Consider the following 14,858-nt stretch of genomic DNA (forward strand, 5'->3'; position numbering starts at 1 on the left):
GTCACCATGAAGGGGGCTGCCCGGAAATGGTGAAGCTAGGTACACCCTCGATTCGGATCGGCGCACTACCGACAACGCCGTCCGCAACGGGGAGTCTTGACGGCATGACGAGCACCGCATCGCACTCCGCCACCCCGCCGCACGGGCGTCCGGCCCACGGCACCGCCCACGCCGTGTCCGCCGCCCTGGCCGCCGTGGCCGAGGACCGGCTGCCGGTCGGGCCCGCCGGTGCGTTCGACGGGTTCGACGGCCCGGACGTGCTCTCCGGCTTCGCCGGGTCCGGCGCACCGGCTGTGCCCTGCGGCCCGGCCGGGCCGTGGTCGGTGCGCAGCGTGCCGGCCGGGCGCGGTCGCGGACGGGCCGCGCTGGAGGTGTACGAGCACGGCGAGCTGGTGGACGTGGTGGTCGCGACCCGGCTCGGCCGCGGTCTGCTGCGCGGCGCCCGGGCCTGGGCCGGTGCCGGCACCGGTGCCGGCGGGCGCCGCCGCACCCGGCACGGGCTCGCCTGGGGGCGGCTGCCGCAGGGCGGCGCCGTCCCGGCCGTCGGGTTCACCGGCGGGCGGCTGCTCCGGCTGCCGGGGCGGCCCGCGCCGGTGGTCGAGGCGGCCGAGGTGGTCACCGTCGCCGGGACGTTCTGGCTCGCGTGGGCCGAGGGCGTCTTCGACGGCGTGCTCGTCGAGGCGCCCGGCGGGGCCGGTGCCGAGCGCGCCCCGCTGGCCCGGGTCCGTGCCACCCCCGCCGCCCCCGCCGCCGCCGACGTGGTGGAGTCCGGGGGTGCCCGATGAGCGCCGCCGTGCTGGCCGGCCGCCCCGGCCCCTCCTCGTTCGCCCCGTTCGCCTCGCGGGTGCCCGTCGTCGCCGCCTTCGCGCTGCTGCCCTGGGTGGCGGTGCTCGCGGCGGCCGGCGAGACGGCCTGGGTCGTCCTCGACCTGTGCGAGTTCGCCGCCCTGCTCCGGCTGGACGCCGTGCTGCGCCACCGGCACCCGGCCGCGGCCGCGCCCGCCGCGGTGGTCGCCCTGCTGCTCGCCGGTGACGCCCTGGCCGACGTCGCCACCGCGGGCCCGGGCGCCGAGACGCTCGCCGCGCTGATGATGGCGGGCTGCGTCGAACTCCCGCTCGCGGCGCTCTGCCTGGTCCTCGGGCTGGCCCGCGCCGGGCGGCGCTCAGCGGGCCGGCGTCACGGCGGCGGCCGACGGCAGCCGGGTGGGCAGTCGCGTCAGCAGCGCGGCGGTCTCCTCGTCCTTCGGGGTGTAGACGACCATCCGCGGGCCCTGGGACGGTCCCAGCCAGAAGCTCGTGTACTCGAAGCGCAGCAGCCCCACCTCCGGCAGGAGGAAGCGCTTCAGCCCGTTCCCCGGCCGCAGCACGTCATGCCGCTGCCAGGCCTCGTCGAACACCGGGGAGGCCTGGCGCAGCCGGCAGAGCAGCGTCCGCCAGGCGGGCTCGTCCCCGTGCTCGCCCATCCCGGAGCGGAACCGGGCCACCATGACCTCGCGCTCGTCCTCGTGGTCCACCAGCACATCGCGGAAGCGCGAGGGGGTGAACGCCAGCCACATCAGATTGCGGTCCTCGGGCGCCAGCGCCTCCAGGTCGCCGACGACGCCGGTGTACTGGGCGTTGTACGCCAGCACGTCGTAGCGGGAGTTGATCACCGCGGCGGGGTACGGGGCCATCCGGTCCAGCGTCAGCCGGACGCCCGCCGTGACGGTCGGGCACTCCTGCACCGGCGTCGGGTCCTCCGCCCCGGCCAGGGTGAACAGATGGGCCCGCTCGCTCGGGTCGAGCAGCAGGGCGCGCGCCACCGCGTCCAGCACTTGCACGGACACCTGGATCTCGCGCCCCTGCTCCAGCCAGGTGTACCAGGTGACCCCGACGGCGGCGAGCTGCGCCACCTCCTCGCGGCGCAGCCCCGGCGTGCGCCGCCGGCCGGTCATCGGCAGCCCCACCTGCTCGGGGGTGATCCGTTCCCGGCGGCTGCGGAGGAACGCCGCCAGCTGTTGCCGCCGCGGATCGGCGGGCGCTCTCCCGGTGGTTGCCGTCACGGTGGTCAGACTCATTCCACCAGGATGCGCCACTCGGCATCCTGTTTCCAGGTACTGCTTATACCTGGATAAGCACACTCTGGTACCAGGGTGCGGTTGGTCGGATCGTAGGACCGTGACCCAGCAACTGACCACCGCCAGGCCCCTTGCCCCTGCCTCACCGACCGCCACACCCGCCCCCTCCGCCTCCCCCTCCTCCAGCCCCTCCTCCGGCCCCTCCCTCGGCACCGCCGGACTGGTCACCGTCCTGCTCGGGGCGTTCCTCCCGATGCTCGACTTCTTCATCGTCAACGTCGCCCTGCCCACCATCGACCACGACCTCGCCGCCGGCCCCGCCGTGCTGGAACTGGTCGCCGCCGGGTACGGCATCGCCTTCGCCGTCCTGCTGGTCCTCGGCGGCCGGCTGGGTGACATCTTCGGCCGCCGCCGCCTCTTCGTCGCCGGGGCCGCCGCCTTCGCCGTCACCTCGCTCGCCTGCGGGCTCGCCCCCGGCGCCTGGTCGCTGGTCGCCGCCCGCGCCGCCCAGGGCGCGTCGGCCGCGCTGCTGATCCCCCAGGTGCTCGGCACCATCACCGCCGCCACCCACGGCGCCCGGCGCGGTCGCGCACTGTCCGTCTACGGCGCGGTCGGCGGCATCTCGGTGGTCATCGGACAGGTGCTCGGCGGGATGCTGGTCGCCGCCGACCTCTTCGGCAGCGGCTGGCGCTCGGTCTTCCTGCTGAACGTCCCCTTCGCCCTGCTGACCCTCGTCCTCGCCCTGCGCTTCGTCCCCGAGAGCCGCGCCGAGCAGGCCACCAAGGTCGACATCGCGGGCACCGTGCTGCTCACCGCCGCCCTGCTCGCCCTGCTCGTCCCGCTGATGGAGGGCCGCGCCGCCGGCTGGCCGCTCTGGTCCTGGGTGCTGCTGGCGCTGTTCCCGGTGCTCGCCACCGCCTTCGCCCTGGTCGAGCGCGGGGCCGAGCGCCGCGGTGACACCCCGCTGGTGCCGCCCACCCTGCTGCGGATCCCCGAGATGCGGCGCGGGCTCGGCATCGCCCTGCCCTACTTCGGCGGATTCGGCGGCTTCATGTTCGTCGTCGCGGTCGCCCTGCAGCAGGGTCTGCACCTCGGCCCGGTCGCGGCCGGCTGGGCGCTGGTCCCGATGGCCGTCGGCTACTTCACCGCCTCGCTCTCCGGCCCGCGCCTGATCGGCCGCTTCGGCAGCCGCGTCCTCACCGCCGGCGCCGCCATCCAGGCCACCGGCCTGGCGACCCTCGCGATCACCGTGCTCGCCGACCCCGACGGCTTCTCCGCGCTGCGGATGGCCCCCGGTGTCGCCCTCGCCGGCATCGGCCAGGGCCTGATCGGCACCCCGCTGTTCCGCGTCGTCCTCTCCAAGGTCCCCGCCGCCCGGGCGGGCGTCGGCAGCGGCGTGCTCGCCACCAGCCAGCAGTCCAGCCTGGCCCTGGGCGTCGCCACCCTGGGCTCGCTCTACCTGGCCCTCTCGCCCACCCTCGGCATGGCCGACACGCTCGCCCTCTGCCTGGGCATCCAGCTCCTGGGCTCGTTCACCGTCTTCTACCTGACGACCCGCCTGCCGCGGTCCATCGGCTGACGGCGGGGCCCGGGTCCCCGGCCGCGTCGTGGCCACCCACTCCCCCGTGGTGGGTAGCCACGACGCGGCTACGTCCCCCCGGCCTTCCTCAACCCGCACCGCCCGTCGGCACACTCACGCTGCAACCGCCCACGCGACACCGTCTCCATCAGCCCGATCACCCAGCACGTCGGACACCCGCGGAAGGCCAGCAGCCCGACCGGCAGCAACAGCAGCGCCACCGGCCCGGCGAACGGCAACAGTGCGAACGCCCCCACCAGCGCCACGAACCCCACGGCGCCCCGGACCAGGTGCTCGGCCAGCGTCCGGCTGGCGTACCCCGGCTCCCCGGCCCTCACCGCTCCCCTCCGACCGTGACCGCCCGGACCGCCGCCCGCGCCCGGTGCAACCGCGACTTCATGGCGGCGGTGCTGAGACCCAGCCGATCGGCGACCGTCCGCCCACTGAGCCCCTGCACGTCCCGCATGATCAGCACCCGCCGCTGGTCCGCCGGCAGTGCGGCGATCGCCTCGGCGACCCGCCCGGCCTCCAGCCGGCCCAGCACCTCGTCCTCCACGGAACGGGACAGCCCGTCGTGGGGCTCCGGCCGCACCCTCAGCGCCGGGCGCGCCCGCCGCAGGCACTCGTTGCGCACGATCCGGAACATCCACGAGGCCAGCGCCCCGGTCGCCCGCAGCATCCCGATCTTGCGGTACAGGATGATCAGCGCCTCCTGCGCCGCGTCCTCGGCGTCCTCCGGCGTCGCGCACAGCGACCGCGCGAACCGCTGCACATGCGGATGCGCCCCCGACACCAACGCGGCGATCGCCTCCACGTCCCCGTCCTGCGCCGCGGCCACCACCGCGTTCCCCGGCCACTCCCGCACCTCAGCCACGCCGACGCCCCCACTTCCGCAGCACCGTCACGCTGCACGTCACGACCAGCGCCGCGCCGACCGCCACGGCCACCCAGACCATCATCACCGTCTCCTCTTCCGCCCGGCCCTCGCCGCAGCTGTCCATAAGAGACGTCGATGCCCCAGAAGGATTCACGCCGGTTCCGTCCCGCGCGCTACGGTTCTCGTCACCCGGGGTGGGGAACGAGGGGGGAGCCGTGTCGCTCTGGTCGTGGAAACGGAAGCCGTCGGATCCGGCGAACAGCCAGAAGCTGAGCGGCAGTACCGTCGGCGGGTCCGTGGTGATGAGCAACCACGTGGGGGAACTGCACATCCACCAGGGATCCGCCCCCGAGCCCCCGCCCACCGACACCGAGGCGGCCGTCCAGGCCTACCTCCAGCGCGTCCGCGAGGTCTACCGCCGCCTCAACCTGGACGTCCTCGGCCCCACCGGCCAGTCCGGCGAGCAACCGCTGATCGAGCTGCGACAGGTCTTCATGCCCCAGCTCGCCCGAATCTACGAGAAGCGGATACCGGACGAGGTCCGGCAGTTGCTGGTGAGCACCGGCGAACTGGTCGAGGCGGACGACGTGGCGGAACCACAACGCACACTCCCCGCCGGACCGGTGCTCCAGATCATCGCAAGCGAGGCCGGCCGGCGCCTCGTCGTCCTGGGCGACCCCGGCGCGGGAAAGTCAACGCTCTCCAAGTACCTGGCGCTCGTCCTGGCCGGAGCCCTGGAGGAAGTCCCCGCCGAGATCACCGGCCTCGCTGGACTCGTGCCGGTGGTCGTCGAACTGCGCCAGTACGCGCAGGCCGCGTGGCGCGAGCGGACCATCGAGGACTTCCTCGACCACCTCCACCGGCAAGAGCGAATGTGCCTGCCTCGGACGGTCCTCGAAGAACTCCTCGTCAACGGCCAGGCCCTGGTGGTCTTCGACGGCCTGGACGAGATCTTCGACGCGGAAGTCCGCTCCGAGACGGCCCGCAGGATCACCGCTTTCGGCGCAGCGCACCCCGATGTCCGACTAATTGTGACATCACGTAAATACGGCTACCGGTCGGGTGAGTTCACGACGACAGGCTTTACCCAGGTCATGCTGCAGAACCTGGAGCGGACCCAGGTCGAGTCGTTCATCCGCCGCTGGTACGCCGCTGCGCACCCTGAGGACCTGAACCAGGCCGATCGGCTGGCCCAACGTCTCCTCAGCGCAGTGCGCGAACTGCGCGCGGTCGCGGACCTGGCCGGAAATCCGATGCTGCTGACCATCCTCGCCGCCATCGGCCTCGGTCGTACGATCCCCCGCGAGCGCCGAGAGGTCTACGCCCACGCGGTGGAGGTCCTGATCAGCCGATGGGACAAGGACGCCAAGTTCCTCACCCCGCAGTACCCCGCCAACGCCGAGGCGGCGCAGGCCCTGGAGTGGCTGAACACCAGCCGCCGCCTCAAGCTGCTCGAACGCGTCGCCCGCCGCATGCAGAACGGCACCGGCAAACCCAGCGGCACCTACGTCCAGCGCGACGAACTGACCGGGATCATCAGCGGCTACCTCACCGAGCACAACATTTCCCGCCCTGCCGCCGACATCGCCGCCGACCACGTCGTGGAGCACCTGAGCACCCGCAACTTCCTCCTGGCCCACTACGGCGGCGGGATCTACGGCTTCGTCCACCGGACCTTCCTGGAGTACCTCGCCGCCGCCGACATCCTGCGGCGGCGCGAGGAGGAGGAGTGGAGCCGGGACGAGCTGGTCGACGTTCTCGACGCAAGGATCGCCGACCCGGCGTGGCACGAGGTGTTGCTACTGACCGCAGGCAAGCTGAAACAGCGGGACGTCTCTGCGTTCATCGACCGCCTGTTGCAGCGACACCGCCAGAAGGAGAAGGGCCGCAGGGCTCCGGCTCTGATCCTTGCCGTACGCACACTGGCCGAGATCGAGGAATTCGGCAACCCGCCGATTTCGGCTGCCGGAGGCAGGGAACTCTCGGTGACCGCCAAGAGCGATGCCGTCATCGACGCGCTCTGCATCGCACTGACCCGATTGCCGGATCTCAACTTGACCACAGCCCTCCCCGCCCTGGCGACATTCGACCACTTCTGGACGGGAAGAGAGCGGTACCTGCGGTGGTACTACGCCGACCAGGCCGAGTTTCCAGGCCATTCCGCTTCCTCGGGGTCGGACATCGCTTCAGCCCTCACGCAGAATCTTGACGAAATCACCCGCCAGACCCTGATCGCCTGGGACCCGGGCGTCCGCAGTGCCGCCTTGCGCACCTTGGTCGCGCGCCGGCCGGACCGGCCGAACACCTACGCCGCCATCCAGCGAGCTGCCACCGACCCCGATCAATCCGTCCAGATCACCGGGCTGTATCTGCTGGCCCGGCACTGGGCTCACCACCCTGATGCCCGTGCCACGCTCCACCGCGTCGCCACCGGCTCCGTGGGCGTCGTGCGCACCATGGCGACGACCCTGCTGGCCGAACACTGGCCCGACCACCCCGGCACCTTCGCGGCTGCATCCGATTCCGATCCGGGCACCCGTGCCGACGCCTTGCGGATCCTGGCGGCGTTCTGGCGTGACCACCCGGACACCCACCCCGCTGTCCACCGCGCCACCACCGACCCCGAGTCCACAGTGCGCAACGTGGCGCTGCACATGCTTGCGAGGTTCTGGCGTGACCATCCGGACACCCACCCCACCGTCCAGCGCGCCGTCGCTGCCCCGGAGACCGATCTCCGTCGTACGGCACTCCGGGCATTGGCGGACTACTGGCGCGGCCACCCCGGCACCTACCCCACGATCCACCGAGCCGCCGACGACGCCGAGGGAACCATCCGCATCGACGCCCTGCGCATGCTCACGGGGTACTGGGACGACCATCCTGACACCTACCCCACGATCCACCGAGCCGCCCATGACGCCGAGAGAACCATCCGCATCGAAGCCCTGCGCATGCTCCCGACGCACTGGCATGCCCAGCCGGACACCCACCCCACCGTCCAGCGCGCCGCCACCGACCCCGACGCACGGATCTGCAGTCTCGCGGTGCGCCTGCTGGGTGTGCACTGGCCCGGTCACCCTGACACCCGGGCCACCGCGCGCGCAGCCCTCGCCAGTGCCGACCCACGCGTACGCAACGCCGCCTTGCGTACGTTTGCGGAGTCCTGGCCCGACCACCCCGGCACCCTGTCCACCGTCCAGCGCGCCATCACCGACCCCGACGCCGGGATCCGCGCTACGGCGCTCCGCACTCTTGCGCAGTCCTGGCCCGACCACCCCGACACCGTTCCCACCATCCAGCGCGCCGCCACCGACCCCGACCACATCGCCCGATGCGCAGCACTGCCTGCCCTCGCCTGGAGGGCCGGGGACTCGGCCCTTCCCCTCGTCAAAGCTGCTGCCAGGACCGATGGGTCACCAGAGGTGCGGGCCATCGCCATCAGGCTGCTCGCCACTCTCTGGCCTCATGAACCCGACGTTCCCGGTCTCATCAGAGATCTCGTGCGGGGCGACGACGAGGGCATTCGCACCATCGCGGTCCAGGCGCTCGCGCTGCTTGAGTAGCGTGGCCGGCCGTTCCCCCGCCGTGGACGGGCGCCTGCGCCAGTAGCAGGAGTCGTGTGCTGCAGCTCGCGGAACGCGCGGACGCCGTCGGGTGAACCGGTAGGCGTCAGTCCGCGGCCGGGTCCGGGTCGCCGAGTTCGGTGAAGAGGGTGAGCTGGAGGGCGCCGGGGGCTTCCAGGCGGCAGTTGAGGGAGTTCCAGGGGGTGCGGACGGGCTCGGCGAGGACTTCGGCGCCGGCGGCGGCGAGGCGGGCGGTGGCGGCGGTGGCGTCGTCGACCTGGAAGGCGACCCGGAGGTGGCCGGCGACGCGGCGGCCGACCTCCACCTCGTCGATGAAGTCGGCGTGGTGGGGGTCGGCGATCTCCAGGGTGGCGCGGCCGGCTTCGAGGATGGTGACCCGGCCGTCGGGGGAGGTGAAGGCGCCGCGTTCGGGGAGGCCGAGGACGTCACGGTAGAAGTGCAGCGCCTGTTCGTAGTCGGCGGCGGTGACGACCAGGCGCAGTTCACGGACGGCGGGGGTCTCGTCGGACGGCCGGGACACATCGGCTCCTCGGGACAGGGGAAGGCGGCCCCACCGACAACAGGGGTGGGGCCGCCTTCATTTCCGGCTCAGGGCGTGTCAGTGCCGCCGGCGCCGGCGGCGGGAGGCCAGGACGAGGGCCGCGCCGGCGAGGGCGACGGCGGCGCCGGTGCCGCCGATCAGGGCGACCTGGCTGCCCGTCGCGGCGAGGTTGCCGCCGCCGGGCTGCTGCGGCGTGCCGGTGGGCTCCGGGTGGGAGCTCGGGTGGCCGGTCGCGGTCGCGGCCGCCGAGGGCGAGGCGGTCGGGGAGCCGGTCGGCTCGGGGGACGGGGAGGAGGTGGCGGACGGGGACGCGGTCGGGGAGGCCGTGGGGGACGGCGAGGACGTGGTCACCGTGACGGTGGCGGTGCACTCGCCCGCCGTCGAGCCGGCCGGGCAGTTGCCGCCGGGCCGGTCGGCCATCACGGTGTTGCGCAGCACGTGGTCCCCGGCGGCCTGGTCCTTCACCTTCACCGTGTACGTCAGCCGGGCGCTGGCGCCGACCGGCAGGTCACCGGTCCAGCCGAGCACCGGCTGCGCGTAGGACGCCGTGCCGGCGGTGGCGGCGGCGTCGCCGTTGTAGTCGGCGTCGTCGAGGACGGCGCGCAGGTCGTCGGTGACGGTCAGAGCGGTGAGCGGCGCGTTCCCGGTGTTGGTGATGTCCACCCGGTACGTCACGGTGTCGCCGGGCAGGGCCTGGGCCTTGTCGGCGGTCTTGGCGACCCGGTAGCCGGCATGCTCGGCGACGGTGTTGCGCACGGTGTTGCTGGTGCGCTGCTGCTCGCGGCCGGTCTGGGCGCCCCGGTAGGCGAGCGAGGCGGTGTTGTCGAGCCTGGTGCCCGGCGCGAGGCCCGCGTCGACCCGGGCCCGGAAGGAGACGGTGGTCTCGGCGCCCGGCCTGAGGTCGCCGACGGCGCAGGTGACGTTGCGTCCGGCGGCGGTGCAGCCGGGGCCGGAGCCGTCGACGTAGCCGGTGCCGGCGGGCAGCACGTCGGTCAGGGTGACGCCGGTGGCGGTGTCGAGGTCGGCGGCGGTGCCGTCCTTGTGCCGGTTGGCGACGGTGAAGGAGTAGGTGATCTCGGCGCCGCGGTCGACGTTGCCGGGCGGGTTGTCCGTGGTGGAACCGGCCGGCTGGTTGGCCTTGGTGAGCTGCAGATCCGGTTCGAGGGCGTCGACGGCGAGCCAGACGGCCTGCGGGTGCAGCGCGTCGCCCGCGCCGCTGATCCGGAGCACGGCCTGGGTGCTCCCGGCGGGAATCCTGCCGGTGACGTCGATCGTCCGGGCGTCGTAGCCGTAGTTGTTGACCGGCGCGGGGTCACGGGTGGTGGTGTTGGCGCCGGTCCCGTCCGCCGCGACGTGGTCGATCCGGCTGGTGAAGGCGTTGTCGGTGGCGGCGCCGGCGGGGCCGGGCATCGACAGCAGCGTCAGGTTGTCGGTCGTGGAGCCGACCATCAGCTGGTCGCCCTGGATCGGCACGTCGCCGTCGCCGACGGTGACCCCCATGGTGGCGGGCGGGGCGGTGGCGGGCGTGTGGATGCCGGAGAGGGTGAGCGTCGCCAGGTTGTCGGGGCTGCGCAGCAGCTGGAAGCCGTCCCAGACCTGGAGGTAGCGCAGCGGCTCCGCCTGGTTCTCGTAGGCGACGACCAGCGACCAGCCGCCCCAGCAGCCGACGTTGTTGCCGCCGTAGTTCTGCGCGGAGGAACGTCCGGCGCAGGCCTGGATGCCGGCGACGGTGTAGTTGCCGGGGCCGGCCGCCCTGACCTGGGCGGTGACGTCCTTCACGCCCGCCCCGGCGAGCAGCGGCTCCGGCGGGGTGCCGCCGACCTGCTGGTCGAACCAGTCGTAGGTGTCGGCGGTGAGCTGCTCGTAGGAGGAGCTGCCCGGGACCTTCCAGGACACCTTGTCACCGGCGTTGATGTCGCCGGAGGTGCCGCCCGCGTTGCTGGTGTTGGTCGGGTTGAACTGCCAGTACAGGCGGGCCGACCGCACCTGGGAGCCGGCGGGGATCACCAGGTGCGCGGAGGACGCGTTGCTGCCGGGCGCGCCCGGGTCGGACTTCACGTACTTGGTGCGGTTGTTGTTGGTGCCCTCGGTGTCGTTGCAGACCGAGCCGTCGCTGTCGTCACAGGTCAGCACGGAGTTGGACGCCATGGTGAGGTTGCCGTGCGCGAGCAGGTCGACGGCCGGGTCCGGGCCGATCGGCCGCTGGGCACCGAGCCCCCGGGCCGCCTTGCCCGCGGGTGCGGCGGCCGCCGACGGGGCGGCGAGCGGCGCGGCCACCGCGAGCGCGAGCGCCGAGGCGGCCAGGGCCCCGAGGACCGCCCTGCCGGGCGGCAGGGGCCGGGACCGGCGTGCGCGTGCCGGGCGTTGCCCGCCCGTGGCGGAGGGTATGCGGTCGCTCATGGGGGACTCCAGGAGGTGTTCGAGGGTGCGGAGGGTGAGGGCGCCCTCCGGGAAGAATCGTGACGATACGTCCGGATTCGACCGAGCCCGATACTATGTCACATTCTTTAGTTCATGGCTCAACTGTTGTGCCGCCACCACCGCGCGGCCGGGACCGGGAAAACCCGTGGTCGCCGCCGACCCCTTCGTGTCAGCATGACGATATGAGCGACGAACGCACGACCGACCCCCTCGACACCCGTGACCGCGCCGCGCTGACCGCCGCCGTGGCGGCCGGGGCGGAGCCCAGGTGGCTGATGTTCTGGGGGCACCAGGAGCAGCGGGACGGTTCGCCCGGCCCCGGGGTGCTGAGCCAGTGGTGGCCCGGGCACCCGTTCACCGTCGACGGCGTCGCGTACTCCACCGCCGAGCACTGGATGATGGCGGGCAAGGCCCGGATGTTCGGGGACGAGCGCACGCTCGCCCGGATCCTCGCGGCCGCGAGCCCCGCCGAGGCGAAGAAGCTCGGCCGGCAGGTCCGCGGCTTCGACGACACGACGTGGACGGCCGGCCGGTTCGAGCTGGTGGTCCGGGGCAACGTGGCCAAGTTCGGCGGCCACGAGGAGCTGCTCGGCTACCTGCTGTCGACGCACCGGCGCGTCCTGGTGGAGGCCAGCCCGCTCGACCGGATCTGGGGCATCGGCCTCGGCGCCGACAACGAGCGCGCCCGGCGCCCCGCCGAGTGGCGCGGCGAGAACCTGCTCGGCTTCGCCCTCATGGAGGCCCGCTCCCGGCTGGCGGCGGCCGCGGCGGCCGCCGCCGGGTAGGCGCTCCGGCCGGGCGCGCACGCCGGGGTGCTCACCACGTCGGCGCCCCGCGCGCTCCCGGACACCACTCGCAAGCCAGTGGACGCACTGCCGTAACGCCACCGCCGTATTCCGACGCGAGGATGTCTTGCCGTCAGGGCCCAGTTGGACAGGTTGCGGTGATCATGCGTACACGGCAGACGGAACAGCCCCCCGCCCCGGACGCGGGCGGCAGCGAGAGCGAGCAGGCCGCTCTCGAACTCAGAGCGCAGCTGGACGAGTTACTCCGTGCCCGGCAGTACGCGGGGCAGCGCGAGCGCCGGCTCACCGAGGCGCTGCGGGCCCTGCCCGAGCGGCAGCGGCCGGACGGTGAGCTGCTGCGGCAGCTGACCCAGGCGCGGACGCTGCGCGAGGGGCTGGGCGCCCGCTGCCTGGAGCTCAGCGACCGGCTCAAGGCGCTGGAGGACCGGTTGCGGCAACCGGCGCCGCGCCGCTGGATCCCGCGCCAGCCCACCGGCACGCCCACCGACCCGCCGCCCGCGCCTCCGGCCCCGCCCGCCCCGCCCGCCGCCGACGGCCCCACCACGAGCACGCGCACGAGCGGGCAGGACAGCGCGCACACCAGCGGGCACGACAGCGGCACCGGCCGCCCCCACGACGCCGGGCAGGCCCCCGCCGGGAGGCAGACGCCCCCCGCCCCGCCCCGGCGCCGCACCCCCGGCGAACTGTCCGCCCTCGCCGAGCGCATCACCACCCTGTACCGCCAGGCCTCCCCCGAGGAGGCCGCCGCCGTGCTGGAGCAGGGCGCCGAGCACCTCACCCCGCACGACACCGCCCAGCTGGCCGCCCTGCTCACCCGCCGCGGCCCGGCCGGCGCCTCCGTCCAGCTGGTCCGCAGCGCCGTGCACGCGGGCCCCCTGCACGCCGCCACCACCCTCGCCGAGCTGCGCGAGGCGGGGCTCGCCGAGGAGGCCGGCCACCTGTTCCACGCGCTGCGCTCCTGCCCGGCCGCCGCCCTGCCCGCGCTGCTGGACGCCCTGGAGCGGGCCGGTCAGCACGCCGACGGCGTCACCCTGCTCTGGGAGTGGGGCTCCGCGCCGACCGCCGAACTGGCCGCCCTGGCCACCGGGCTCTACCGGGCGGACCGCGCCGCCGACGCCCGGACCCTGCTGCGCCAGGCGGCCGGCCGGCCCGCCGGGGACCTCGCCGCGCTCGCCGTCACCATGGCCCCGCCGCTGCCCGCCCTGCTGCTGGGCGGGCTGCCGGCGATCCGCCCGCCGGCCGAACTGGTCCGGCTGGCCGCCGCGCTGGCCGGCCGCCCGGACCTGTACGAGGCACTGCTCACACCGCTGCTCGACGACCCCGCGCGCCACCGCACCACGCTCGCCGCGCTGCGCACGGCCGGTCTGCCGACCGCCCCGGCCGCCCGCCCGCGCTCCCGCTGGGGCCGCCGCTGACCGCGGCGGAGCGGCCGGCGAAACGGCTCGCGAAACGGCTCGCGAAACGGTCGGCGCGACGGCCCGGGAACAGCGAGGAGCCCCCGCCCGCCCGCAAGGGGCGAACGGGGGCTCCCGGCGAAGCGGTCGGGCGTCAGCAGCCGATGAGGCGCGCGGCCAGGTAGGACTTCACCTGGTCGAGCGAGACGCGCTCCTGCGTCATGGTGTCGCGCTCGCGCACGGTCACCGCGTTGTCCTCCAGGGTGTCGAAGTCGACCGTCACGCAGAACGGCGTGCCGATCTCGTCCTGGCGGCGGTAGCGCTTGCCGATGGCGCCGGCGTCGTCGAACTCGACGTTCCACGCGGTGCGCAGGTCGGCGGCCAGGCCGCGGGCCTTCGGCGAGAGGTCGGCGTTGCGCGACAGCGGCAGCACCGCGACCTTGACCGGGGCCAGCCGCGGGTCCAGGCGCATGCCGACGCGCTTCTCCATGACGCCCTTGGCGTTCGGCGCCTCGTCCTCGAAGTAGGCGTCGAGCAGGAAGGCCAGCAGGGCGCGGTTGAGGCCGGCCGCCGGCTCGATGACGTACGGGAAGTACCGCTCGCCGGACTCCTGGTCGAAGTACTTGAGGTCCTGGCCGGAGGCCTCGCTGTGCACCGACAGGTCGTAGTCGGTGCGGTTGGCGATGCCCTCCAGCTCGGAGAACTCGGTGCCGCCGAAGTTGAAGCGGTACTCGATGTCCACCGTGCGCTTGGCGTAGTGGGAGAGCTTCTCCTTCGGGTGCTCGAACAGGCGCATGTTCTCGGTGCGCAGGCCGAGGCCGACGTACCAGTCCCAGCGCTGCTGCAGCCAGTACTCGTGCCACTGCTCGTCGTCGCCCGGCTTGACGAAGAACTCCATCTCCATCTGCTCGAACTCGCGGGTCCGGAAGATGAAGTTGCCGGGGGTGATCTCGTTGCGGAAGCTCTTGCCGACCTGGGCGATGCCGAACGGCGGCTTCTTGCGCGAGGTGGTCTGGACGGCCTTGAAGTTGGTGAAGATGCCCTGGGCGGTCTCCGGGCGCAGGTACGCCAGGCCGCTCGCCTCCTCGGTGACGCCGAGGTGGGTCTTCAGCATGCCCGAGAAGTCCTTGGGCTCGGTGAACTGGCCCTTGGTGCCGCAGTCCGGGCAGTTGATGTCCTGGAGGCCGTTCGGCGGCGGGAAGCCGTGCTTGGCCTCGTACTTCTCCTCCAGGTGGTCGGCCCGGTGGCGCTTGTGGCAGGAGAGGCACTCGGTCAGCGGGTCGTTGAAGGTCTTGACGTGGCCGGACGCCTCCCAGACCTCGCGGGCCAGGATCACCGACGAGTCGAGTCCGACGACGTCCTCGCGGGCCTGGACCATCGCACGCCACCACTGGCGCTTGATGTTCTCCTTGAGCTCGACGCCCAGCGGACCGTAGTCCCAGGCGGCACGCGTGCCGCCGTAGATCTCGCTGCAGGGGTAGACGAAGCCACGGCGCTTGCTCAGGCTGACGATCGTCTCGATCTTGTCGGCTGCCACAGTGCTCTCTTCAGTACGTACGGCCCGGTCAGGGCACGGCTGGTTGCGCGTACCCGAATACCT

Annotated in this window: 12 protein-coding genes; 5 read left to right on the forward strand and 7 right to left on the reverse strand. The window is 73.4% G+C overall.

All coding sequences use genetic code 11. The features are described 5' to 3' along the window. The first annotated feature begins 104 nt into the window (after window positions 1-104). Complete coding sequence (locus tag ACF1AK_RS03245) at window positions 105-785, forward strand: hypothetical protein (protein ID WP_391497041.1); 681 nt, start codon at window positions 105-107, stop codon at window positions 783-785. A 377-nt stretch (window positions 786-1,162) separates the two neighbouring features. Here the strand turns inward: ACF1AK_RS03245 and ACF1AK_RS03250 are convergent, their stop codons facing one another. Further along, window positions 1,163-2,056: a helix-turn-helix transcriptional regulator gene (locus ACF1AK_RS03250; protein WP_391497042.1), complete on the reverse strand. Its 894-nt coding sequence runs from the start codon at window positions 2,054-2,056 to the stop codon at window positions 1,163-1,165. A gap of 100 nt (window positions 2,057-2,156) precedes the next feature. Here ACF1AK_RS03250 and ACF1AK_RS03255 point away from each other — a divergent pair, with 100 nt between their 5' ends. Further along, a complete protein-coding gene (locus ACF1AK_RS03255; RefSeq protein ID WP_391497043.1) occupies window positions 2,157-3,635 on the forward strand; it encodes an MFS transporter in 1,479 nt (492 codons plus the stop codon). A gap of 68 nt (window positions 3,636-3,703) precedes the next feature. On the opposite strand, the gene ACF1AK_RS03260 is transcribed toward ACF1AK_RS03255, so the two are convergent. The 3 genes from ACF1AK_RS03260 to ACF1AK_RS03270 are packed head-to-tail and all read right to left on the reverse strand — an operon-like array spanning window position 3,704 to window position 4,822. Then, window positions 3,704-3,973: a hypothetical protein gene (locus tag ACF1AK_RS03260; protein ID WP_391497044.1), complete on the reverse strand. Its 270-nt coding sequence runs from the start codon at window positions 3,971-3,973 to the stop codon at window positions 3,704-3,706. Further along, the gene (locus ACF1AK_RS03265) at window positions 3,970-4,509 is read right to left on the reverse strand and encodes an RNA polymerase sigma factor (protein ID WP_391497045.1); all 540 of its coding nucleotides are present in this window, start codon (window positions 4,507-4,509) and stop codon (window positions 3,970-3,972) included. The genes ACF1AK_RS03260 and ACF1AK_RS03265 overlap by 4 nt, the downstream gene beginning before the upstream one ends. Beyond that, window positions 4,502-4,822 (reverse strand): hypothetical protein, encoded by a 321-nt coding sequence (locus tag ACF1AK_RS03270; RefSeq protein WP_391497046.1) that lies wholly within the window; start codon window positions 4,820-4,822, stop codon window positions 4,502-4,504. Before ACF1AK_RS03270 ends, ACF1AK_RS03265 begins: the two co-directional genes overlap by 8 nt. On the opposite strand from ACF1AK_RS03270, the gene ACF1AK_RS03275 reads away from it, so the two are divergent. Next, window positions 4,815-8,075 carry a HEAT repeat domain-containing protein gene (locus ACF1AK_RS03275; protein WP_391497347.1) on the forward strand — a complete coding sequence of 1,087 codons (3,261 nt, stop codon included), beginning with the start codon at window positions 4,815-4,817 and terminating at the stop codon, window positions 8,073-8,075. The genes ACF1AK_RS03270 and ACF1AK_RS03275 overlap by 8 nt on opposite strands. 106 nt (window positions 8,076-8,181) lie before the next feature. On the opposite strand, the gene ACF1AK_RS03280 is transcribed toward ACF1AK_RS03275, so the two are convergent. Together ACF1AK_RS03280 and ACF1AK_RS03285 are read right to left on the reverse strand one after the other, a co-directional pair. Beyond that, on the reverse strand, window positions 8,182-8,616 hold the full coding sequence (locus ACF1AK_RS03280; RefSeq protein WP_391497047.1) for a VOC family protein: 435 nt from the start codon (window positions 8,614-8,616) through the stop codon (window positions 8,182-8,184). 78 nt (window positions 8,617-8,694) lie between these two features. Beyond that, window positions 8,695-11,037 (reverse strand): hypothetical protein, encoded by a 2,343-nt coding sequence (locus ACF1AK_RS03285; RefSeq protein WP_391497048.1) that lies wholly within the window; start codon window positions 11,035-11,037, stop codon window positions 8,695-8,697. Window positions 11,038-11,240: 203 nt separating this feature from the next. Here ACF1AK_RS03285 and ACF1AK_RS03290 point away from each other — a divergent pair, with 203 nt between their 5' ends. Further along, window positions 11,241-11,843 (forward strand): NADAR family protein, encoded by a 603-nt coding sequence (locus tag ACF1AK_RS03290; protein WP_391497049.1) that lies wholly within the window; start codon window positions 11,241-11,243, stop codon window positions 11,841-11,843. 164 nt (window positions 11,844-12,007) lie between these two features. After that, window positions 12,008-13,279 (forward strand): hypothetical protein, encoded by a 1,272-nt coding sequence (locus ACF1AK_RS03295; protein ID WP_391497050.1) that lies wholly within the window; start codon window positions 12,008-12,010, stop codon window positions 13,277-13,279. A 133-nt stretch (window positions 13,280-13,412) separates the two neighbouring features. Here the strand turns inward: ACF1AK_RS03295 and ACF1AK_RS03300 are convergent, their stop codons facing one another. Beyond that, on the reverse strand, window positions 13,413-14,795 hold the full coding sequence (locus ACF1AK_RS03300; protein ID WP_380289066.1) for a glycine--tRNA ligase: 1,383 nt from the start codon (window positions 14,793-14,795) through the stop codon (window positions 13,413-13,415). Window positions 14,796-14,858: the final 63 nt, after the last annotated feature.

This window comes from Kitasatospora sp. NPDC015120 (assembly GCF_043080305.1).
Lineage (GTDB): Bacteria > Actinomycetota > Actinomycetes > Streptomycetales > Streptomycetaceae > Kitasatospora.